At 51.9% G+C, this 23165-nt stretch carries 21 protein-coding genes and 1 tRNA gene; 8 read left to right on the top strand and 14 right to left on the bottom strand.

Translation table 11 applies throughout. The features are described from left to right. Positions 1-968 precede the first annotated feature (968 nt). Together BLU64_RS04770 and BLU64_RS04765 are read right to left on the bottom strand one after the other, a co-directional pair. Complete coding sequence (locus BLU64_RS04770; RefSeq protein WP_026742656.1) at positions 969-1505, bottom strand: hypothetical protein; 537 nt, start codon at positions 1503-1505, stop codon at positions 969-971. 355 nt (positions 1506-1860) lie between these two features. Further along, positions 1861-2745 carry a LysR family transcriptional regulator gene (locus tag BLU64_RS04765; RefSeq protein ID WP_074728009.1) on the bottom strand — a complete coding sequence of 295 codons (885 nt, stop codon included), beginning with the start codon at positions 2743-2745 and terminating at the stop codon, positions 1861-1863. Between the two features lie 1448 nt (positions 2746-4193). On the opposite strand from BLU64_RS04765, the gene BLU64_RS04760 reads away from it, so the two are divergent. After that, entirely contained in the window at positions 4194-4961 is a 768-nt protein-coding gene (locus BLU64_RS04760) for an SDR family NAD(P)-dependent oxidoreductase (protein WP_026742654.1), read from the top strand. A gap of 251 nt (positions 4962-5212) precedes the next feature. On the opposite strand, the gene potF is transcribed toward BLU64_RS04760, so the two are convergent. The 6 genes from potF to BLU64_RS04730 form a co-directional block, all read right to left on the bottom strand. Then, positions 5213-6328: a spermidine/putrescine ABC transporter substrate-binding protein PotF gene (gene potF, locus BLU64_RS04755; protein WP_051625495.1), complete on the bottom strand. Its 1116-nt coding sequence runs from the start codon at positions 6326-6328 to the stop codon at positions 5213-5215. A 285-nt stretch (positions 6329-6613) separates the two neighbouring features. After that, on the bottom strand, positions 6614-8095 hold the full coding sequence (locus tag BLU64_RS04750) for an aldehyde dehydrogenase family protein (protein ID WP_074728007.1): 1482 nt from the start codon (positions 8093-8095) through the stop codon (positions 6614-6616). A gap of 145 nt (positions 8096-8240) precedes the next feature. Beyond that, entirely contained in the window at positions 8241-9098 is an 858-nt protein-coding gene (locus BLU64_RS04745) for a helix-turn-helix domain-containing protein (RefSeq protein WP_026742651.1), read from the bottom strand. A 75-nt stretch (positions 9099-9173) separates the two neighbouring features. After that, complete coding sequence (locus BLU64_RS04740; protein ID WP_026742650.1) at positions 9174-10571, bottom strand: NAD(P)/FAD-dependent oxidoreductase; 1398 nt, start codon at positions 10569-10571, stop codon at positions 9174-9176. Positions 10572-10901: 330 nt separating this feature from the next. Continuing rightward, a tRNA-Val gene (locus BLU64_RS04735) sits at positions 10902-10978 on the bottom strand. Positions 10979-11131: 153 nt separating this feature from the next. After that, positions 11132-12505: an MATE family efflux transporter gene (locus BLU64_RS04730; protein WP_026742649.1), complete on the bottom strand. Its 1374-nt coding sequence runs from the start codon at positions 12503-12505 to the stop codon at positions 11132-11134. A 265-nt stretch (positions 12506-12770) separates the two neighbouring features. Here BLU64_RS04730 and BLU64_RS04725 point away from each other — a divergent pair, with 265 nt between their 5' ends. Next, complete coding sequence (locus BLU64_RS04725; protein WP_026742648.1) at positions 12771-13418, top strand: riboflavin synthase; 648 nt, start codon at positions 12771-12773, stop codon at positions 13416-13418. A gap of 48 nt (positions 13419-13466) precedes the next feature. On the opposite strand, the gene cfa is transcribed toward BLU64_RS04725, so the two are convergent. Together cfa and purR are read right to left on the bottom strand one after the other, a co-directional pair. Continuing rightward, the gene (gene cfa, locus BLU64_RS04720; RefSeq protein WP_026742647.1) at positions 13467-14618 is read right to left on the bottom strand and encodes a cyclopropane fatty acyl phospholipid synthase; all 1152 of its coding nucleotides are present in this window, start codon (positions 14616-14618) and stop codon (positions 13467-13469) included. A gap of 347 nt (positions 14619-14965) precedes the next feature. Further along, complete coding sequence (purR, locus tag BLU64_RS04715; RefSeq protein ID WP_026742646.1) at positions 14966-15991, bottom strand: HTH-type transcriptional repressor PurR; 1026 nt, start codon at positions 15989-15991, stop codon at positions 14966-14968. A gap of 375 nt (positions 15992-16366) precedes the next feature. On the opposite strand from purR, the gene cydH reads away from it, so the two are divergent. After that, positions 16367-16459: a cytochrome bd-I oxidase subunit CydH gene (cydH, locus tag BLU64_RS17135; RefSeq protein ID WP_099017386.1), complete on the top strand. Its 93-nt coding sequence runs from the start codon at positions 16367-16369 to the stop codon at positions 16457-16459. Between the two features lie 115 nt (positions 16460-16574). Here cydH and BLU64_RS04710 read toward each other — a convergent pair whose 3' ends face one another. Beyond that, positions 16575-17498: a C40 family peptidase gene (locus tag BLU64_RS04710; protein ID WP_026742645.1), complete on the bottom strand. Its 924-nt coding sequence runs from the start codon at positions 17496-17498 to the stop codon at positions 16575-16577. Between the two features lie 337 nt (positions 17499-17835). Here BLU64_RS04710 and BLU64_RS04705 point away from each other — a divergent pair, with 337 nt between their 5' ends. Then, on the top strand, positions 17836-18186 hold the full coding sequence (locus BLU64_RS04705) for a Grx4 family monothiol glutaredoxin (protein ID WP_026742644.1): 351 nt from the start codon (positions 17836-17838) through the stop codon (positions 18184-18186). Between the two features lie 78 nt (positions 18187-18264). Here the strand turns inward: BLU64_RS04705 and rnt are convergent, their stop codons facing one another. Next, positions 18265-18939, bottom strand: a complete 675-nt coding sequence (gene rnt / locus BLU64_RS04700; RefSeq protein WP_026742643.1) for a ribonuclease T — start codon at positions 18937-18939, stop codon at positions 18265-18267. A 108-nt stretch (positions 18940-19047) separates the two neighbouring features. Further along, positions 19048-19455, bottom strand: a complete 408-nt coding sequence (gene gloA / locus BLU64_RS04695; RefSeq protein ID WP_026742642.1) for a lactoylglutathione lyase — start codon at positions 19453-19455, stop codon at positions 19048-19050. A gap of 315 nt (positions 19456-19770) precedes the next feature. On the opposite strand from gloA, the gene BLU64_RS04690 reads away from it, so the two are divergent. Together BLU64_RS04690 and slyA are read left to right on the top strand one after the other, a co-directional pair. Next, entirely contained in the window at positions 19771-20010 is a 240-nt protein-coding gene (locus BLU64_RS04690; RefSeq protein WP_071999764.1) for a DUF1289 domain-containing protein, read from the top strand. Between the two features lie 179 nt (positions 20011-20189). After that, complete coding sequence (gene slyA, locus BLU64_RS04685; protein ID WP_026740287.1) at positions 20190-20627, top strand: transcriptional regulator SlyA; 438 nt, start codon at positions 20190-20192, stop codon at positions 20625-20627. A gap of 143 nt (positions 20628-20770) precedes the next feature. Here slyA and BLU64_RS04680 read toward each other — a convergent pair whose 3' ends face one another. Continuing rightward, positions 20771-21238 carry an outer membrane lipoprotein gene (locus BLU64_RS04680; protein WP_026742641.1) on the bottom strand — a complete coding sequence of 156 codons (468 nt, stop codon included), beginning with the start codon at positions 21236-21238 and terminating at the stop codon, positions 20771-20773. A 336-nt stretch (positions 21239-21574) separates the two neighbouring features. On the opposite strand from BLU64_RS04680, the gene anmK reads away from it, so the two are divergent. Together anmK and BLU64_RS04670 are read left to right on the top strand one after the other, a co-directional pair. After that, positions 21575-22690, top strand: a complete 1116-nt coding sequence (anmK, locus tag BLU64_RS04675) for an anhydro-N-acetylmuramic acid kinase (protein ID WP_026742640.1) — start codon at positions 21575-21577, stop codon at positions 22688-22690. Positions 22691-22765: 75 nt separating this feature from the next. Continuing rightward, positions 22766-23074, top strand: a complete 309-nt coding sequence (locus BLU64_RS04670) for an MliC family protein (RefSeq protein ID WP_026742639.1) — start codon at positions 22766-22768, stop codon at positions 23072-23074. The last annotated feature ends 91 nt before the right edge of the window (positions 23075-23165 follow it).

The following is a 23165-nucleotide window of genomic DNA, read 5'->3' as shown; positions in this document are numbered from 1 at the left end:
GCAGATCTCCCCGGTTAGAAACTTAGGGTTGGAGGAATTATGTGATCCAGTACGTAGTAATCACAAATAAATGAAAGAGTAATCACCGACAGTTTATTTGTTGGTTTTACAGTATTTTTTTGTTTTTAATCAGTCATATAGATCGTATTGTGCTTTGAATGTGTTAAGAGGATTAAAAGAATCACCCAATTCATACCACTTATTGAAAACGTTATGCTGAAAAATAGTTATTATTAAAGTTAGTTTATCTATTTATTTGTTGGCCTTTTTTAGGTGTAATCAAAAGATGATTTTTAGTCACGTTAAAAGTGAGTAAAAATAATATTTACTATCTTTTGTTGAGGCCGGTTAACACTTGGTTGGAGTGAGTGTTATCATTAAAAATAATGATTTCTTCATCTTTTAAGAGGGTTGAACGTATAAAAGAAGTCGCATCATATTTCACTTCGCCGGTACGCTGAGTTTTTTGTACACCAGAACTTATGATCCGGATTCGAACATTCTATCGGCTTTCTTGCCGTGTTCCTGCCGCAACGCCAATTATGTTGAATTTCGATATTCTATTCCTAAAGTAGCAGTCTTCACCTTCAACGTTTAACAACGGACGAGGCTCATTCATCTGTTTTTGAGGATATCTGCCAATTGACTGGGCTGCATACCCCTGGAGACAAGCATCATTGGCGTAACGGGCGCTTAGGTCGCGTGAAACTGTTCGCGAGAAACCGATAGAGAGTGGCGGCTTAGCTGAAAAATGAGAGTAGGTACCGGATTAATTCAGGTCTATCAGAGCGCCTGTTCGCTGGGGGATGGGGAAACTATATGGGTCGATAGGTCTGAAAACGACGTTTAATGGGGGACGGCTTCGCCGACCTTGTCCTGTATCAAGGCCCAAAGCGCGGAAGGTCGGCTCGCAAGATAACGCCCAATGGCCTTGGGCGTCGTGTCATCCGCTACGTTTTGCTGTGCAATTAGCGATTTTCCAGCCCGGCTTCTTGGCGCTTGGCGCGAATTTCAGCTTCGTTATGGCGAATATAGTCACCGAGTTGCTCCAGGCCCGAGCGTACCTTTTGCAATTCAGCGGCATGCTGGGCTTTCGGCGTCACGGGATTAGGGTGGGAGGCATCCCACGCCAGCGCCTGCTGGATTGAGGCAGACCAGTTTTTGGGCGAGCCGCCAGCCCATTCGTTAATGGTCTGGCCGAGCGTGGCGTTGAGAGAGGCCATTAGCGCGGGTTCCCCGTCAGGCGGAAGGTTGGGGTTAGCCAACAAATAATAGCGAAAGCGCAGTTGGCCAATGTAAAACCAGGTGACGGCTTTATCCCGTTCACCGGCCTCATACAGCCGCTGGGCATACTGGTAAAGTTCGCTGGGATGCGCCTGTGCGAGCTGGGCGTCGGTTTCTGACTGAACGGCAACAAGGGCGGGCTTGATCTCAGCCGCTAGGGCTAGGGGGCAGACATTGGCGGACAGCGCCGCCAAAAACAATAGGGTACAGCTCCGATTCATGGAAACTCCTGTCAATGCCGAATCGGCGGAGGTAATCACTCTGGGCGCGCATCGAGACCTGGCGCAGTAGAAATGCGATAAAACAGTAGCAAAATCTATGAAAAGACACACGTGCGCGTTTCAATAATGTCAACGGCGATCACCTCGTTAACGCTATAGGGCTAGGGCACCATGTGGCATCCCGGCATTTCCCCCTATCGCGCTATTTGCCATGTCGGCGAGATGAATGTTCGCGGCCGAGAACTGCGCGATGATCGTTCCCATCGCTGCCCGCCGACCGTCACTGCCGGGCGTCTTATGTCACCCCCTGAATATCCCTCAGAAGCGGCAGGAGTTACTGAGGGGCGTAGAAAACTCACGGTGCGTTATGGCACTCTCTGATCAATTGAATGAAGTGGTGCAGCTCATCCTCCTTGCGCTTGAGATAATAAATATACGACATCTCGGCAGGCTGATTGAGAGAGAGGGGGCGTGTAGCCAAAGGAATATGCCGGGATATTTCGAAGTTCATGAAAGAAGAGCAGGAGAATGAATAACCTTTATCGACAGCGAGATATTCAATGACGTGAGAAAAGTCAGGGAAAACGTGCACTCTGGCGCGGGTATTGGCCATCCGACGGTGCTGGATGGTTTTTTCTAATATGGGATGAGGCAGCATCGAGGAGTGGACGACTAAATCCTCCTCGACGACTAAATCCATGATATCTTGATATTTATCAATTACATTTTGCGAGCTGATAAGCATACAGCTGTCATTCATGAACGCGATGCAGGCGATACGCTCAAAGCTGTCGACATACTTAGGGCTGGAGGAAATAAAGAAGTCGATCTCTTCCGATAACAGTTTGTTTTTGAATTCGGCGTAGGAATGCTGCATGCATAAGAGGTTGATGCCTTTTTTTATCGAGTCCGAAAAGATGATTTTATAGAAACTATCGTTGTAGGTGTCCGTGCTGATTTTCAGCTCACGAAAGAACCGGGTATTTTTGGTGACCAGTTTGGTGATGTTTTCCAGACGCTCTCTGACAGGCAGTAGTTGTCGATAAAATAAATCACCTTCTTTCGTCAGATTTATGCCTGAATTTGAACGATTAAACAGCCGGTATCCAAGAGAGTCTTCGAGATCGCTAATACTTTTGCTCAGTGCGGGAGGTGTCACATGGATGCGTTCTGCGGCGGCTTTAAATGAGCCTAATTCCGATATCACGATAAAATGCTCAACTTTTTTTGAAAATATCATATCCCACCTCTGTGGATTCCATTAAATAAAACTCATCTTCCTAATTGATAAATGAAAAGCATGTTGTTCCGACCAGAACAGTACTTCCCAGTTTCCAGAGCAAATGCAATAGTGGTGCAGCGTCATCGCGTGAAAAAATTTTTGGCATGCATATTATTGATGAATTTAATGAGCGTGTTAATAGTTATGAGTGATGTTTGATTATATTAAAATTCGTAACAGAGAATAAGGAAATATTTAATTCTTCGTCCGGTGTTTCTCTCGTTGGCTACAGCTCGGTGCGGCATTGGGGGATATCCTGATATTTTATTTTGGTTAGAAATACGTGAGCTTTCTATTCTATACACTACTCCGAATCGATGGGCAAGTGCTGTACCCGATCAGAAGGAAGTGGCTTTAACACTATATGCTTACGCCGTTATTTGACTCCGTAGGGAGGAAATACGACGGCATATCGACGGCGAGCTTGCCGGTCCGCTGTGAACCCTGGGCAATAGGATGATCCGCTAGGTAACTATTGTCTCACAGTCGGAAATGACTGGACGCCATGCTGCTATGGGGCGCGTGTTTAATATATCAAATCGTACGGACTTTGTACTTTGACGAGAATTCTGGATAACCGCCATATGTCCGGATTGTTTTTCTTTATTATGTAAGGAGGCGCGGTATTGGCCAATTTTCTGCGAGTGTTGGCTAATATATCAGGGTATTTGTCGTTATGTCGATTCCGTATTTTTCGGTCAACATGGATAACCTCAAAAACGAATAAGTTATTCGGCCGTCGTTTGTGAATCAGGACCGTTTTATGATGAAACGATGAGGCCGGTACCGTCATTATTTGTGTGAAGGGATGTAAGACCTGGCGCTTATTTGATTCTTAATGGTTCTTCTTTTTTTAGAAACTGACGTGAGTTATTCGAAAGAAATGAAAAATCTGGATGTCCATTATATTCAAGAAGTAGAGGTCAAAAAAACGTAAGGACATCATGGATTATAGATTGTGTGAATTAGGACACTATTTACTTTCATTTCGGTAAGGTCGCCGTCAGTTGGTGGCTTGATTCATTCATCGAGGCGGCGATGATCAATACGTTTTGACTCCGTCTCACCTTTTCCCAAACCGAATAGGCGATGGGCCGATGTCTACCGGTAGTATCGCGTCTTACGACATCAGGATGAGGAGCGTAGACGCGGTGCAAGATCGCATTCCGCTACCTAGACTGTAATAAGAACGGAACGCATTCTGCAGCGAGCCACGCCGCCGAAGAGGCTGAGCATGCCGGCAATGGGGCTTCAACCTCGCTTAACTGATGCGAGGGCAAGGCCTCGTCATTGGCCTTTACTGGATGTTTACCGTCCCACACCGACGGCACCGACGCGATTGATGGCAACGTGCCTGCAGAATGCATCCACTCTGTGACTGAAACACGCAAATTACAGGAGATATCATGAGCGTAAATACTCACCACGATCGGCGTCTGGCGGGCAAAGTCGCCATCATTACGGGGGCGGCGAAAGGTATCGGACGCGCGACGGCGGAACTCTTTGCCGCGCAGGGCGCACAGTTGATGCTCGCCGACGTGGATGCGGCGGGGGTCAAGGACTTGGCCGTCCGCCTGAGCGAGCACGGCAATAAGGTCACCGCGCAGGCCTGTGATGTCCGACATGAAGATGATATTCGCCGCACAATCGACGCCACTCTCGCAGAGTTCGGGCGTATCGATATTCTGGTGGCCAATGCCGGTATTATCCCGGAAGCCACGCTGGAAGAGGCGACCGCGGAACTGTGGGACGAGACGTTTGCCGTTGATGCGCGCGGCATGTTCCTGTCGGCAAAATACGCCGCCAGTGAGATGGTAAAAGCAGGCAAGGGCGCCATTGTCTTCCTCTCGTCTATTTCCGCCGCCGGGGGGCAGCCGGGGCAGGCCGTTTATGGCCCCGCGAAATTTGTGGCGTCGGGTTTGACTAAACATCTGGCGATTGAGCTGGCGGGGAAAGGGGTTCGCGTTAACGCTGTGGCGCCGGGGACGATCGATACCCCGGCCGTGGCCGGTCTGACCAAAGACGGTATTGAGAAGGTGGTGGCGATGCATCCTCTGGGACGCATGGGGAAACCGGAAGAGATCGCCTGGGGGATTTTATTCCTGGCGTCCGATGAGGCGTCGTTCATCACCGGCGCCGTGCTGCCGATAGACGGGGGGTTCCTCGCGCAGTAAGGGCGTTAAAGCGATTCGCTCGGGCGGCTGTGCCGCATCTCAACGCAAGCCCCGTTTCCCCTCGGGAAACGGGGCTTATTCTTTGGCGCATCACCCACCAGCGCGCCAGGGGTTAGCTGAGCCGTCAAGGCTGGCGACCGTTTTAGCGCTCTGCGTTATTTTGGGTGACAGGCAAGCGGTTATCCTGCTCCGATAGCCGCTTTTTCTCCTCGCATTGCAAGGCGCAACGCCGATGGCGGACCCTGGAGACGTTATTTTCCGCCGCTTTTCACGCGCGTCCAGGCGCGGGTACGAGCGCGGTCGAGTTTGGGTGACTTGTCCATGGTAATAAAGAGTCTGGCGCGGACGGCATCCGACGGATAGATGCCCGGATTGTTACGGACCTCTTCGCTCAGCAGCGGCAACGACGCTTTATTGGCGCTGGCATAAAACACGTGATCGCTGATTTTGGCGATAACGTCCGGGCGCATGAGGTAGTTGAGGAATTGATAGGCTTCGTCCAGATGCTTGGCATCGGTCGGGATGGCGAAGGTATCGAAGGTCACCTGAGCGCCTTCCTTCGGAATGCTGTAGCGAATATTGACACCGTTCTTTGCTTCCTCGGCCCGTTGCGCCGCCTGCAACACATCTCCCGACCAGCCGATAGCGACGCAGATATCGCCGTTAGCCAGATCGTTAATGTACTGCGAAGAGTGGAAATAGCGGATAAAGGGACGCAGTTGCAGCAAGAGGTCAGCCGCCGTTTGGCTGTAGTCCTTCACGTTTTCGCTGTTAGGATTTTTGCCCTGATAGTTAAGTACCGCGGCGAAAACGTCTTCCGGCGCGTCCAGGAATGAAACGCCGCAGCTTTTCAGTTTTTCCAGATTTTCCGGTTTGAACACCAAATCCCAGCTGTCGACCGGCGCGTCTGCGCCCAGCAGCGCTTTGACTTTATCGACTTTATAACCGATGCCCGTGGTGTTCCACAGGTAGGGGACCGCATATCGATTGCCCGGATCGTGCTGTGCGACCAGTTTCATCAGGTCGGGGTCAAGATTTTTGGCATTCGGCAATTTGCTCCAGTCCAGCGGGCGAAAAACGCCGGCGGTGCGAAGACGCGCCATGAAACTGTCTGACGGCACCACCAGATCAAACCCGGTGCTGCCGGCCATCAGTTTACCCTCCAGCACTTCGTTGGAGTCGAAAACGTCGTAAATGACCTTGATGCCGCTCTCTTTCTGGAAATTTTCCAGCGTATCCGGGGCAATATAATCAGACCAGTTGTAGATGTGCAGTATCTTCTCTTGTGCGGATGCGATGGCGGAAACAGCCATCAGCAGGACCGCCACCGCGTTAGAAAACCTTTTCATACTGTTGGGGGTGAACATCCGTTGCTTCCTCCTATCGGGAGTGAATGAACCATTAAAGACCTGTAACGAGAAGTTTTAATGTTGTACGAAGATAATTTGCAGGGCGTGGACAATCAGACGCCCTAAGGCAAACAGGGTGCCCTAGTAAAAAACACATTTAACTAATTGTTTTAATTGATGTTTATAAAGTAAATTGCCGGTAATGAAAAATAGGAAAAACAAATATCAGAGGCCGAACGACGTGGGTTGATGCCGCCGTCATGACATGACGCCTTGACCTCGGGCGAACGGGGGAGTGAGCCATCACGGCTGACCCTTGAGATACCACCCCCACGCCTCTTCACTGACGTATTCCGTGATCTGCTTCGTTTCCAGATAGTTGTCGAACCCCCAACGGCCCAGTTCGCGGCCGATGCCGCTTTGCTTGTAACCGCCCCAGGGCGCTTGCGTGAATGTTGGCTGCGAGCAGTTCACCCAAACAATGCCGGCGCGCAACGCCCGACTGACGCGCTGGCAGCGCTCCTCATCGGCCGACATCAGCGCTGCGGCGAGTCCAAAACGGCTGTTGTTTGCCTCTTTCACCGCCTCCTCTTCGTGCCGGAAACGACGAACGGCCAGCACAGGGCCAAATATTTCCTCCGTCCACAGCGCGCTGTCCGTCGGCGTGTCAAGAAAGATTGTGGGTTCGATGAACCAGCCCTGCGTCAAATGGACGGGGCGTTTACCGCCGCAGACCAGACGGGCGCCTTCGCGTTTGCCGCGTTCTATCGCCCGCAGCACCTTCTGGTATTGTTCGGCGCTCACCAGCGGGCCGAGCTGTACGCCTTCCTGTAGACCGTCGCCGATACGTATGTTGCGGGTGGCCTCAATCAATCGTTCGATCAGGCGTTTATAGAGGCCATCTTGCACCAACAGGCGCGAGGTCGCGGAACAGACCTGTCCTTGATTCCAGAAGATGCCAAACAAAATCCACTCGACGGCGGCCTCAATATCGGCATCGTCAAAGACGATAAACGCCGATTTCCCGCCCAATTCCAGACTGACATTTTTGATGTCCTGCGCGGCCGCCTGCATGATCGCGCGTCCGGTCGGCACGCTGCCGGTAAAGGCCAGCTTGTCTACGCCCGGATGATGAGCCAGGGGCGCGCCCGCTTCGCCGCCCAGACCGGTGACTACGTTGAGGACGCCGGCAGGCAACCCCGCCTCATCGGCGACGGCGGCAAGTTCCAGCGCCCCCAGCGGCGTCAGCTCTGACGGTTTGAGCACGGCGGTACAACCTGCGGCCAGCGCCGGAGCCACTTTCCAGGCTGCCATCAGCAGCGGGTAATTCCAGGGAATGATCAAACCGGCGACGCCGGTCGGTTCGCGGATCGCGCGGCAGCGAAAACGCGCATCCGGCAGGGGGATCGTTTGTTCCTCAGCATCCAGCGTCTCGGCCAGCGAGGCATAGTATTCAAAGCAGCCGATCGCATCCTCAACATCCCATCGCGCTTCCGGTAACGGTTTGCCGTTGTCTTTGACTTCAAGCTCGGCCAGCGCATTCTGACGTTGACGCAGGATCTCCGCTATGGCGAGGAGATACTCTGCGCGCGCTTGGCCGCTCATGCGCGGCCAAGGACCTTCATCAAAGGCGCGTCTGGCGGCCGTTACCGCCTTTTCGATATCGTCCGGTCCGGCCGCGGCGACCGTGCTGATTTGCGCTTCGGTCGAGGGATTGACTACCGCCAGACGCCCATTTTGGGTTGCCGCCTGCCATTGGCCATCAATATAAAGCTGATCATGCATGATGTTCTTCTCCCGGGTGACGATGAAATGCTGTTAAGCGGTCAACGCGACCGGCTGCCGAAAGAGCGCGGTCTTGCCGGTTGGCCGCGCGCGTTTTAAGGGGATGATTCCGGCACGCGTTTGAAGGTTTGTCGCGGTGACTGGGTCAATCCGCTTTTTTGGCGATTTTCTGCTGCAAGTAAGATTTAGGCGAAAGTCCGGTCTCCTCTCTGAAGCAGCGGTAAAAGGTCGAGAGGGAGTGAAAGCCAGCCGCTTTGGCATCATCGTCAATGCGTTTGGACGAATACTTGCCGTCATTCCATTGCGTCAACACATGGCGAAGCCGGAGCCGATTGAGATATTGGTAAAAACTACAGCCCATGACGTGATTGAGGAAAAACGAAATCTGATTGCGGGTGTAGCCCGTGGCGGTCGCGACCTGAACCAGATTCAGATCCGCATTCAGATGAGGGTGCTGTTGGGTGAAATAATGCTGAATGTCGTCGGCCATGATACTTAACTGGCGGGCGGACAGCCCCAGTCGCTGGGAAGCGGCGCGGTGGTCCAGTTCGCTCGGGGAGCCTTTTTCCTGCGGCTGAGAGAGCAGGGATGCGTATTCATTAACGCGGGTAATCATGCCGTCGCAGACGGTGACTACCTCGCAACAGCAGATCATCGCCTGGCTGTCACTGCCGCTAAGCGGGGTTTGATATTGCAGGGTTGCCGTATCGCCATCGACGCGCAGGCGATCGGTATAGTGGAGCGTGTCTTCCGCCGTCGTTGAAAGACAGGCGCTTAGGTAATCGCGCAGCGCGTCGGGAGCGATGCGGCATCCCTGAAAAAAGTCGTTGTACTCTACCGTCGGAGAGTATAAGGCGAGAAGCCCATCCAGGTCGCGCTGCCACCAGGCTTCGTAATAACGCATCATGACTTGTTGCGTGTGGTGATTCGCCGTTTCGGGTGAATAGGGAGTGGTAGTTAATCGTTCAGGGGCGCGTAAGTCATCATCCATAATCAATCCCATTGCAGATTCTTTCACAGAGAACCTAACCGATATTAGTTAAAAACGCCGCCGTTTTTTGAGCTAAGCCATAAGCCGTCAGGAATCGAAGCCGATACCCAGCGCATCAAAGGTTTTCAGCAGCATATTGCGATGCCCGTCACGGTCTTCCCGGGCCAAAGAGCGGATCGCGGCCTGTACGCCGGCAAAACGCAGCGGTTCAGGGGGAAAGTGGATCGGCGCGCGGGACAGCATACGTAACTCCGTGCGCGGTGTTTTTTCGCCAGCGAGCTGGTCCAGCATATTCAGCGCGGCAAAACGACAGGCGGAGACGCCGAGTCCGGTATAACCCAACGCGTAGGCGATCTTGCCGTCGGCCTCACAGCCGGTAAACATCGTCGTGCGCGCCGAGGTGTCAATAATGCCGCCCCAGGCATGACTGAAGCCGATGTCCTGAATGGGCGGGAAGACTTCGCGGAACTGTTCGGCAAGACGGTTGAAGGTCTCGGGCCGTTGGGTCAGCGATTCGTCTCGACGACTGCCGTAATGATAAATCGCATCATATCCGCCCCAAAGAATGCGGTTGTCTGCCGTTTTGCGGAAATAGTGAAACTTATTGCCGCTATCGGAGATGCCGTAACGCCCTGTCCAGCCGATCGCAGCGAGTTGCTGTTCGCTGAGCGGATTCGTGACCAGCACGTAGTCATACACGGGGATGACCGTCGAGGCCAGATGGCGCAACAGCGGCACAGCAATGTTGGTGGCGAGGACCACCTGTTTGGCAAGGACTTCCCCCGATGCCGTACGCAAACGGACGCCTTCACCGTGCTGCGTCAGCGCTTTCACTTCGCTGTTTTCGTAAAGCTCAATGCCCTGCGACAGACAGACCCGACGCAATTCGCTCACCATTTTGGCGGGGTTGACCATGGCGTAGTTCGATTCGAACAGCCCGGCGCTGTAGCGTGGCGAGTTCAGCTTCTCGGTCAGGCTGTCGCCCTCCAGCCATTCGCATTCCAGTCCGAAGCGTTGATAATCCTGCTGCATGGAACGCAGCCCTTCAATTTGCCAGGGCTGGCTCGCCAGGTTCAATTGACCGGTGCGCTCGAACTCAATCTCCATGCCAAATTCATGGAGGTCCGCTTCCAGATCTGCCAGATTGGTCTTGCCTAATTCGATAATATTTTTAGCTTCTTTAGGCCAGCGATTCAGCGCGATGGAGACCCCATGGGAGATGCTGGGAGAGCAGAAGCCGCCGTTGCGGCTGCTTGCCTCGGAGCCGCAGCGCCTGGCTTCAATAATGACGATCCTTTTTTCGGGCCACCGGCGGCGGGCCAGCAGCGCCGTCCACAGACCGGTATAGCCGCCGCCGACGATGGCGAGATCGCAGGTAATACTGTCTTGCAGCGAAGGGGCGGGCGTTGCGGCGGTAATGGTATCCAGCCAGAACGGATAAGGTTTTACGTCAACAAATGCGTCTGGATTTGAATAAGTGGTCATGGTGGCTCCTGAAACACAACGAATCTCTGTCTCTTATGAGCTGAGTCTAAACACGGCTACAGCTGAAACATAGACCGCGGCTTTCCGTGCGGGTCCGCGAGAAAAAATGGCCTGATAGGCGATCGGGGAAATGTTGAAAACAGGAGGTAAAAATGGCAATAAAATTAATGAGTTAGTTTGGGTTGTGCTTGAGGGAGATGCGGTGGCGTCCGCAGGACTGTCATCCAGAATCTGTTGAGAATCATCAGGTTGTCGACTGAAAGCCTTCAGTCGCAAAAGGGGTTCTACAAGTCGGAAAAACGAAGACCTATCGGTAAAGCGGAATAGGAATGGTGCGTTCTAATGGACTCGAACCATCGACCCCCACCATGTCAAGGTGGTGCTCTAACCAACTGAGCTAAGAACGCATTCCTGAAGTGCTGCTGTCAGTGCGACAACGGGGACGGATATTAACGACCTGAACGGCGGCTGGCAAGGGGCAAATAAACCAAATTGCCGCCTTGCCGGTTCGATTGACGAGCTTATATCCAGTTCGGTGTTTTTTTCATCATTTCAGTAAGTTAATGCTCCGAACGCGCCAGCGTGACCGCCGCCGGCTGGTTTTGCACCCAGCGAATACGCAAGCCCATCATGATGGCGGAGGCGGTCAGGCCAATGATGAACCCGCACCAGAATCCCGCCGGGCCCATCGGCGCAACCCATTTATCCGTCAGCGCCAGCAGGTAGCCGGAGGGCAGGCCGAGCACCCAATAGGCCGTGAAAGTGATAAAGAAGATGGCGCGGGTATCTTTATAGCCGCGCAACACGCCGCTGCCAATAACCTGAATGGCATCGGACACCTGATAGATGGCGGCGAGCAGCATCAGATGCGACGCCATCGCCACGACCAGTGGATTGTCGTTGTAAAGCAAAGCGATGGGTTCACGCAGTACTACGGTGAAAATCGCCGTGCAGCACGCCAGCGCGACGCCGCAAAAAAGACTGGTGCGTGCGGCAATGCGGGCATCGGCCACCGAACCTTCCCCAAGTCGGTGTCCTACTCGGATGGTGGCGGCGACGCCCAGCGACATCGGCAGTACGAACATCAGTGAACTGAAGTTAAGCGCGATCTGGTGACCGGCTACATCGACAACGCCGAGCGGCAGGACCAGCAAGGCGACCACCGCAAACAGGCTGACTTCAAACAGCATCGCCAGCGCGAGCGGCAACCCGAGGCTGAATAGCCGTTTGATGACGGGCCAGTCGGGCCGCAAAGGCGTGGCGTGGCTGTTAATACTTTGTATCCAGCGCGCCCGGTGCAGATAGCCCGCCAGCAACAACAGCATTATCCAGTACACCGAGGCGGTGGCGACGCCACAGCCAACCCCACCCAATTCGGGCATGCCCAGCTTTCCGTGAATAAACACGTAGTTGATAGGAATGTTGACCAGCAGGCCGATGAAACCGACGATCATCCCAGGTTGGGTTTTGGACAACCCTTCGCACTGGCCGCGCAGCACCTGGAAAAACAGATAGCCGGGAACGCCCCAAAGCAGCGCGCGCAGATAGCCGACGGCTTTGTCCGCCAGCTCCGGCGAGTCGTTATGCATCAGCTGAATTACCTTGTCGCCTTGATAAAGCACGAGCATGGTGACGACCGAGATCATGGCGGCCAGCAGAAAAGCCTGCTGCCGCTGATGCGCAATGCGTTCACGCCGGCCTGAACCATTGAGCTGGGCCACGACCGGCGTCAACGCCATTAGCAGGCCGTGGCCGAACAGGATGACTGGCAACCAAATCGACGTTCCGACTGCCACCGCCGCCATATCGGTAGCGCTGTAGGAGCCGGCCATGATGGTATCAACGACACCCATGGACGTTTGTGAAACCTGGGCAATGATGACGGGGATCGCTAGCGCCAACAGCTGACGCGCTTCCGTTAGATACTTTTGCACGCGAACACCTTTATGAAGATCGACAGTTCGTCACACTAGATGACGCCATCATCCTATTTTTTGGGAAAAAGTGGCACATTGTAATGCGTTAACGCACTATTACCAATAAGTTGTCTATTTACACTCGGTGATTTCAGCAGTTAAATCTTTCAGGCTAACTACCCACATCACTCGATATCGTGCAAACTGACGGTAGCGTTTTTGTTGGCGATTTCAAGCCAGCGATATTCAACAGACGAGTTTGATTTGTAAAGAGGCAGAATCCATGTTCACTGGTATTGTTCAGGGCACCGCGCCGGTGGTGTCTATTAATGAAAAAAACAACTTCCGCACTCACGTTCTGCAACTGCCCCAAGCGCTGCTGCCGGGGTTGCAGATAGGTGCGTCTATCGCCAACAACGGGTGCTGTTTAACCGTGACGAAAATCGATGGCGACCATGTTAGTTTCGATATTATGAAAGAGACGTTGCGTTTAACCAATCTGGCGGATTTGCAGGTCGGCTCTTGGGTTAACGTCGAGCGCGCCGCCAAATTCGGTGATGACGTCGGGGGGCATGTGATGTCTGGCCATATCATGTGTACGGCGGAGATCGTGAAGATTCTGACCTCGGAAAACAACCATCAGATCTGGTTCCGCCCGGCAGACGAAACGCAGATGAAGTACATCTTGCACAAAGGATTTGTCGGTATCGATGGGATCAGCTTGACGGTGGGGGAAGTGACGAAAAGCCGCTTCTGCGTGCATCTGATCCCCGAGACGTTGCAGCGTACCACGCTGGGTAAAAAACGACTGGGCGAGCACATCAACATCGAAATCGATCCGCAGACTCAGGCGATTGTCGACACCGTCGAACGCGTCCTGGCGAATCAGAACCTTTCGCTGTCCGTGGTTCCTACGCCTGCTCAGGCCTGACCGCGGTTGCAGGCTGGCGAAACCGATGGACTCCGCCAGCCTGTACTGTCAACGTGGCACGCGAATTCCCCCTTCCACGCCATGGGTGCTGAATAATACCTGCCACAGCTGAATATTCCTGGCCCGGAAAGCCCCCGCGCAGGCGTTCAGGTAATAGCTGAACATACGCTGGAAACGAGCGGAATAGGCGCTGGCCAACGCCGGCCAATGCTGCTGGAACCGCTCATGCCAGGCCATCAGCGTGCGGTCGTAGTCGGCGCCGAAATTGTGCCAATCTTCCATTATCATGTAAGGCTCGCTGGCGTGTGCGATATGTTGCGCGGACGGCAGACAGCCGTTAGGGAAAATATAGCGGTCAATCCACGGGTCAACGGACAGATCGGTTTTGTTCGCGCCGATGGTGTGTAGTAGGAACAATCCCTTAGGCTTCAGATTTTTGCGAACGACGCGGAAATAGGTATCGTAATTTTTGGGGCCGACGTGTTCAAACATGCCGACGGAAACGATGCGGTCAAACTGGCGGTCTAAATCACGATAATCTTCAAGCAGGATGGTGACGTCCAGATCCCGACACCGCTCCTGCGCCAGTCTCTGCTGTTCCCGCGAAATTGTCACGCCGGTGACGGAAACCCCATAGTACCTGGCTGCATATTCAGATAATCCCCCCCAGCCACAGCCGATATCCAATAAAGTCATGCCGCGTTGCAATTGCAGTTTTTCACAGATCATGCGCAGCTTGTTTTCCTGCGCCTGCTCCAGCGTCTCGGCGTCCTTCCAATAGCCGCAGGAATACTGCATGTAAGGGTCAAGCATGAGTGAGAAAAGGTCATTGCCGAGATCGTAATGCTCTTTTCCGACAATCCAGGCTCGTTTTTTGGACTGTAGGTTGGTGAGGCGGGCGATGAGAACGCGGGCGATATCGCTAACATGTTTGGGCAGCTTGTTATCAAGTCCGGCCCGGAGTACGCGGTGGAAGAAGATATCGAGTCTTTCACATTCCCACCAACCGTCCATGTAACTCTCTCCCAAACCAAGAGAGCCTTCTCGCAACACGCGTTTATAGAGGTCAGGATTTTTTACCTGTATATCGAACGGACGCGCGCCATTAATGGCGATGTCCGCCGAAGACAACATTTCTTTCACAATTTGGAACCAGGACGTGTTATGGATGTCCAGTTCCTCCACATAAGATGAACTCATAACCTCTCCCTATCTTGCTGTCAGCGATCATCGCAAGAAACAGCTTAGACAAAATTACCTGCAGAAGGTGTCGGTGGACGTGATCCATCGTCTATCCCCCGAAAAAGGGACTGGGGGAAATTAAGAGAAAAGCCGGTACGAAAGGCATCTATCCATGCCACAAAAGCCAAAGTAGGCAACACGTTATATCGACAGGATAGCAAACTGCTCAGTATGTCTTATTCGTAGGTTATTGTCTTAGAAGACAGTGACAAGTTTATGACTGCTTCAACCACGGTACAAGCTTTAAATGGCTGAAGCAGGGGAAAAGGCGGGGGTAATTATTTCAATCGAAATAGATGTAATAACTAACGGCGATAATCGCGGAAAGGGCCGTCAGCCACGGATCGACGCTCGATCAGTCGAGGATGTACCTCGATTACCTGGGACGTTTCACGCTTACTGGTGATTCGGTCCAACAGCATGGCGAACGCGGATTGCCCCAACCGTTCTTTCGGCTGATGTATCGTGGTCAGCGCCGGGGTGAAATAGCGTGAATGACGAACATTATCGTAGCCGATGATGGAGATATCCTGCGGTACGCGCAGCCCAAGTTCATCAGCCGCGCAGAGGGCGCCCATTGCCATAATATCGCCGCCGCAGAACACGGCGGTCGGGCGGCTTTTCTGCGCCAATATCTGATGCATGGCTTTGTAGCCGGATTCCGGCTCGAAGTCGCCTTGTACGATCCACTCATCACGGATATCAATGCCAGCTTCGTCGAGCGCTTTTCTGAAGCCCAGATAACGTCCGCTACCGGTGTTACGCTCCTGCAACCCTGGGATCACCCCGATATCGCGGTGGCCGCGTTCAATGAGGTACTGCGCGGCAAGATATCCACCTTCGAAAGCATTATCGACGACGGTATCGGTGAAGTCGCTGTGTGCCTGTCCCCAGTCCATGACGACCATAGGAATATGGCGATAGCCTTCCAACATCGTCAGAAGTTCAGGCGGGTATTCCGCGCACATGACCAGCAGTCCGTCTACACGCTTTTGCGCCAGCATGGCGAGATAAGCCCGCTGTTTGTCCAGATCGTTGTGAGAGTTGCAAAGAATCAGCGTATAGCCTTTGGCATAGCAGCTGTTTTCGACGGATTCGATAATTTCGGCGAAATAGGGCGCCTCGCTGGAGGTCGCCAGCAGTCCGATAGACTTGGTGTTATTGACTTTCAGGCTGCGCGCGACAGCGCTCGGAGAATAATGCAGTTCGTCAATGGCAGCGTGAACGGCGGCTTTGGTTTCTTCGGCGACGAATCTGGTCTTATTAATGACGTGGGATACGGTTGTGGTTGAAACGCCAGCACGTTTTGCCACATCTTTAATCGTTGCCATCTAAATGACTCCTAAACCTACTTCCTGCAGCAGTAAGTAACTTGTTAATCGTTTGCCTGCGCGAATTCGTCTCTTTCTGAAGATGGATGCATTTCAGAAGGAGGGGTGTCGACGGATATACCTGAAGATAGGAAATGATGCTCGACCAACGGAGTTCGTACAGCAGTAAACCGGTAATTCTGTCCGATCCGGGCGAAAAGTGAAAGCGTTAATTCTACTCCTGCAACGATAAAAGGACGTTATTACTGTGATAAAACAGAAGGGTCACGTTCTCATAACATTATATTCATCATTTGGGTGCTGATAGCACTCCGTTCCCCTATACTGACACGGCTGGCGACCCCGAGGGTTGTGCTTAAAATTAAGGAGAGAGTAATGGATACCAATCTAAAAATGTCGCTGTTGACGACTGTCGCGGCATTGGCGGTGATTATCGCCTTCAGTTTTACTGCGGTATTTGGCGCTTAAGCCATTTTGCCGAGGTTTGCGCTCACGAAAATCATTCTCGTGGGCATAGTGTAAAAAGGGGCTTCGGTCCCTTTTTCTATTTCGTTGTTGTGTTCATTTAAATGATTGCCGAGAGTTATCTCACCGTCTGCGGCATGACCACCCGGCGGGCGCCAATATAATGTTCCTGCCAATAGTCTTCGTTGAGTTTGCTTATTTTGATATCTGAACCTGCACGAGGCGACTGAATAAATCGTCCGTTTCCAACATAAACGCCTACATGGTCAGCCGTACCACGATGGTTGATGCGGAAGAAGACCAGATCGCCGCTTTCCAACTCGTTTTTCTTGATAGGCGCGGCATCGCGCAAATGAAACATTTCATTGGCGGTACGGGGAATAGGTATTTTCACAATATCTTTGTAGGCGTAATAGACCAGCCCACTACAATCGAAACCGGTGTACGGCGATGAGCCGCCCCAGTGGTAGGGTTTGCCAATTTGACTCATCAATTTGTTGAGCGCGGTGACTTTAGCGCGTTGTGAGCGGAGCTTGTGCGCCGCGCTTAGTGTCAGGCCGCGGGGTTCGTCGACATCCTCTTTTCTATTACGAGTAACACGCGCGGCGGTCGATTTTTCTTCATCCATCCGAGCAGCGTGACCTCGTTTTGGTGTTTTTTTCGCTAGCGTCAGCGTGGATTGACCACGGGATAACCGTTTGACGGTCTTGGGCGTGGGCTGACGGGTGGGGGCGTCTTTATGTGAAGAGGTGTGGGCTACGGTCTGCGTGTGTTTTATGTTGCGCTTGGTTTTTTTGTCGTTATCGCCATCACCGGCTGCCTTGGACTTCGGGGCGATATTGCGGATTTTTTTCTTGTCTTGTGGGGAGGGGGCAGACTTTTTCGCGTTTTTGGTTTCTTTGTTTTTCTTCGTATCGACAGCATCTGAGGGATCGACGGGGGATTTACGAGAGATTAACGTCGGAGCTTGGGGGGCAGATATCGCCTGACTGATAACCAAGTGGCTAAAAAATAGTACGAAAAAAGTAGCAAGTAAACGCATTATAGTGTGACCGATGGTGGTTCTTATTCGTCCGATTTCCACAGTATTCCTCAAATCAACATAATTACAAAGTGCTAAAACACAGTTAATGAGTACAGAATAGTGAAAAATCGTTAATACGTGATTTTTTCACTGAATGAATGCTAATTTTTGTTGTTGATATAACCGGTTATTGTCTCTAAAAACCATCTGGCGATAACCCTACAAAAGATGTCGTTTTTTGTGGTTATCGCTATCGTTAAAATATGTCAGAGTAGTTGGGTGAGCGTATACCCTGTACTGATGCTATGGCTAGTGGCTTATCACTAGCCATCACGTGCTTTAAGGAAGCAATAGAATGACGACAACGACAATTGAAAAAATCCAGCGTCAAATCGCTGAAAACCCGATCCTGCTGTATATGAAAGGTTCCCCGAAACTGCCGAGCTGTGGTTTTTCTGCTCAGGCCGTTCAAGCGTTGTCGGCATGTGGCGAGCGTTTTGCTTATGTCGATATCCTGCAGAACCCGGACATCCGCGCAGAATTGCCGAAATATGCCAATTGGCCGACATTCCCGCAGCTGTGGGTTGACGGTGAACTGGTAGGGGGCTGCGACATCGTGATCGAAATGTATCAGAGTGGCGAGCTGCCAAAACTTATCAAACAAACGGCTGAAAAATACAATGCTCAGCAGCAGGATAAAGAGTAAGCCAAGGGCTTTGACCAAAGCGTGAGTTGACCGCGTGTTCGGTACTGTTCAGGGCGGCTTAGGCCGCCCTGAACGTGTCTAGCGATCGACCACCATAGCATTATTTTCTTCGGACTCATTCAGCGCTAGTGGCCATCCGCCCAGTTTTTTCCAGCGGTTAACCAGTTCGCAAAACAGCTGAGTGGTGCGTTGCGTATCGTAAAGCGCGGAGTGGGCCTGCGAGGAGTCGAAAGGAATCCCGGCGGTAATACAGGCCTTGGCCAGCACCGTTTGGCCGACCACCAGTCCACTCAACGCGGCGGTATCGAAGGTGGCGAAGGGATGGAAAGGGTTGCGTTTGAGGCTGCAACGCTCGGCCGCGGCCATGAGAAAGCTGTGATCGAAAGTGGCGTTGTGCGCCACGACAATAGCGCGATTACAGCCTTGATCTTTAATGCCTTTACGCACCATTTTGAAAATTTCGTGCAGCGCATCGTACTCTTTGACGGCGCCGCGCAGCGGATTGCTGGGATCGATGCCGTTGAAGGCTAGCGCTTCAGGCTGCAGGTTGGCGCCTTCGAATGGTTCTACATGGAAATGTAGTGTCTGATCCTGCTGCAACCAGCCGTTGTCATCCATTTTCAGCGTGATGGCTGCAATCTCAAGCAGCGCATCCGTTTTTGCATTGAATCCAGCGGTTTCCACGTCGATCACGACAGGATAAAACCCGCGAAAACGGGCGCTCAGTGCGTTCAGATTAATTTTCTCAGCCATCAGTCTCTTTTCTTTAGCAAAAATGCAGTGCGTATTATGGCAAATTTTTGAAGGGGATGCAGTAATGCAGAGGCGACGGACGCAGCGCGCGCCCGTCAGTGGGGAAGATTAGTTGCCCAGGCCCTGGCCGGCATGCTTATTCTCTATCAGCTCGATTTTATAACCATCAGGATCTTCCACGAAGGCGATAATGGTGGTTCCACCTTTCACCGGGCCTGCCTCGCGGGTCACCTTTCCGCCGTCCTGGCGAATGCGGTCGCAGGTCGCAGCCACGTCATCCACGCCCAGCGCGATGTGACCATAGGCCGAACCCAAATCATAGCTATCGACGCCCCAGTTGTAGGTTAATTCAATCACGGCGCCTTCGCTTTCTTCCGTATAACCCACAAAAGCCAATGAATAGCGGTATTCCGTATTTTCGCTGGTGCGTAACAGGCGCATGCCCAATACCTGGGTATAAAAGTTAATGGAACGTTGTAAATCGCCAACACGCAGCATGGTATGAAGTAAACGCATAATGTCCTCTCATTCGGCTTTTGTCAGTCACCATTCCCGTGTACTACGGGACATAGCCTGCAAAGTATAGCGGTCATAAAACTTTCAGTCCAAATCATTATTTTTCAATGTGTTAAAACTTTGTTTAATGAACAAAAATTCGCTTTTGTGATTTTAGGGTTTTCATCGACAGAAGACTATCGGACCTGTTATGGTCTGCTAAGAATTGGGTTGCGGTTAGTCAATTATCTGAACTATTTTTCCGGATATCCGCAATGAACGCTTGCCTGCCGTGGCGAACAACGGTTCAATAAAGGGATCCGATGAGGAGGTCCCGTGGCAGAGCAGCTTGAACTTTTCCCTGTACCCAATCCCTGTCGTGGTATCTGCCAAGCTAATGAACGTGGGTTTTGCCGCGGATGTTTCCGTAGTCGAGCTGAACGTTTTAACTGGGCACGTATGAGCGATGCTGAAAAACAGAATGTTTTGAGGCTATGTCGGCAAAGAATGAAGCGGTACGAGAGAGTAGAACAACTATTAACAACAACTGTGCCGGATCAACCGCCCTTGTTTTAATGTTTGTTGTGATGTTTAATGCCCAAAATTAAGTGTAAGATCATTTTTAATTAATTATTATTTGATAAGATCTCTTACGTTTTTAGAACAAATTTTAACTTCTTATTTTCTTTTCTATTAAATCAGAAATGGTTGCAATCCAGGGATATAACTTAGTCTGCTAATTATAAGGAGAGGTGATGGAATTGCCATTAGGATCTGATTTAGCTCGGTTGGTACGTGTTTGGCGCGCTTTGATTGATCAACGTTTAAAGCCTTTGGATTTGACCCAGACACATTGGGTCACTTTGCATAATATACATGAACTGCCGCCTGGACAGTCTCAAATACAGCTAGCAAAAGCGATTGGTATTGAGCAGCCTTCATTAGTCCGCACGTTGGACCAATTGGAAGATAAAGGTCTGATCACGAGACATATTTGTACTCATGATCGTCGCGCAAAGCGTATTCTTTTGACTGAAATGGCTGACCCAATCATTGTGGCGGTGAATGACGTTATACAACAAACGCGCAGTGAAATACTGGATGGTATTACGCCGGAAGAAGTAAATAAATTAACTGTAATTATATCTCGATTGGAAAAAAATATACTTTCATTACATGAGAGCCAGTCTTAATTAAATGCATTTCTAAAATGGATAAGTAATAGCGATTTATTTGTGCCATCGTTTATTGACGAGAGTTGGCTGAACGGTTTATCAACAATTAATTGAAGCACACAATCACCACCTTCATGGGTGGTGATTGTGTTTGTTTCAGATTAACGGGGGGAAACCGTCAGAGTTCGACCGTTGTTTGCCATTGCTACGCGCTGACCCGAGTAAAACCGGGTGTTGCCTTGTTTCTGAACCACCATGATGGTGCTGCCGTCATCTCGGCGTATTTCCAATTCAACGCCTTGCGTCCGGTTAGCCGCGCCTTCAATGCTCGACCCAGCCACGCCACCTGCGACTGCGCCGGCCGCGGTTGCCAGGCTACGTCCAGCGCCACCTCCGATAGTATTTCCGAGGAATCCACCCAGCAACGCGCCGCCTATGGTGCCGATGACGTTGTTATCCTCGCCGGCTTGAATCTGCACCGGACGCGTGGAAACGACCGTACCGTAAGTCACGGTTTGAACCTGCTTGGCTTCCGATGCGCTGTAGACATCGCCTGATAACGTGCTGGTGTTTGCGCAGCCAGCGAGGGTGACGCTTGCGATGGCAATGACAATAAAACGCTTCATCATAAAAAACTCCTAATGACTATGTCGGGCTGGCACAGCCGGGTGCCGGCGAAAGGTATGTGTTTAGATTATGGTCTGTTCTTGGTGCCATTCCACTTTTGAATACAAAGTTAAAACTCTGCGATTAAATTGATGATAAACACGTGAGAAAGTTCCTGCCAGCACTCCCTCTAATCGCCATTTTTGTTAAATTCAGGGCGTGTTGCCGAGATGACGGTACTGGAATACTGTATTTCATGTCATCAAAAAAAGGTAACCTGTTTTTATTGATGACTATTTTTCCAAGCCTAGATTAATTTTAAGACTCACTTAGCGTTAACGATAGGCGCAGGTAAACACATGAACTCAGGTAGATATATAGGAGTGATGTCAGGCACCAGCCTTGATGGCGTCGATGTCGTGCTGGCTCAGATAGGCGAAAAGCATGTAGTTCAACTGGCCAGTTATTGCCATCCGATGCCGAAGACGATGAAGAAAACGATTCTGGGTATGTGTCAGGGGCAGGCGGTGACATTGTCAGCGGTAGGGCAGCTAGACACTCAATTAGGCAGGTTATTTGCCGAGGCGGTTCACGCGCTGTTGATGCAGACCTCTCTGCGGGCGCGCGATATTGCGGCTATCGGCTGTCATGGGCAAACGGTATGGCACGAGCCTTTGGGTTTGGATCCTTGCACGATTCAACTCGGTGATAACAATCAGATTGCAGCCATCACCGGCATTACGACAGTGGGGGATTTTAGGCGGCGCGATATGGCGTTGGGAGGTCAGGGCGCGCCTTTAGTCCCGGCTTTCCATCATGCGATGCTGAGCAGCGACGCCGAGCGGCGGGTTATCCTCAACATCGGCGGTATCGCCAATCTTTCCCTGCTGCTTCCGGGCCAACCGGTCACCGGTTTCGATACTGGTCCCGGCAACATGCTGCTCGACGCCTGGATTCTTAAGCATAAGTCATTACCTTACGATAAAGACGCCGCGTGGGCGCTGGGCGGCAGCGTGCATAACGGGCTATTGCAAAAAATGCTGAGCGACCCTTATTTCTTGTTGCCAGCCCCCAAGAGTACGGGACGAGAATATTTCAATTTGCATTGGCTCGAACGTCAGTTGGCGACATTTCCCGAAATTGAACCCGTCGATGTACAGGCAACACTCGCGGAGCTGACCGCCATCAGCATTGCACAGCAGATAACCCAGTCCGGTGGGGCTGAACGTCTACTGGTATGCGGTGGCGGGGCGCGTAACCCTCTCGTGATGCAACGGCTAGCGGCTTTATTGCCGACCGCTGTCGTGAGCGCAACCGATGCATTCGGCATTAGCGGGGATGACATGGAAGCCTTGGCTTTTGCCTGGCTGGCCTACCGCACGCTGTCGGGATTGCCCGGAAATTTGCCGTCCGTGACCGGCGCATGCCGGGAAACGGTGCTGGGCGCGATCTATCCTGCCATGTCCCACGAATAGGACTTTGCTGAGCTCATCCCATTCGACCGGTTGGTAGACTGCTTGCCGGTTAAATAATCACGATGGGAGCGCAAGATGAGCAAACTTTTACTGATGGGGATGTCACTAATGCTGTTAAGCGGATGCAGCCACTTTAGGCATGCTCAGGATAATGTCATGCACTATCAATGTGGGACGATGCCGTTGACCGTGACCCAAACGCAGGTTCAGGGTCGTGAACAGATCGCGTTCTTCCTCGATGGCGAACGGCATCGCTTAACACAGGTGTCCGATGAGTCAGGAATACGGTATGGCAATGATAAATATACCTTTATTCGAAACGGCAATCAGGCGGCAATCCAGCGGGACGGCAAGCTTATCGTGGATGATTGCGTGCTGAAGTAGCGGGTGGATAGGGGGTCATCAACGTTGAGATTTTCACCTGTCGGGCGCAGAATGATTGTACTTTGATACCCGTTTGTGTGATGGAAGGACG

The organism is Lonsdalea quercina (assembly GCF_900107885.1).
In the GTDB taxonomy this organism is placed as follows: domain Bacteria; phylum Pseudomonadota; class Gammaproteobacteria; order Enterobacterales; family Enterobacteriaceae; genus Lonsdalea; species Lonsdalea quercina.
This window is presented reverse-complemented; position numbering and strand designations above follow the sequence as displayed.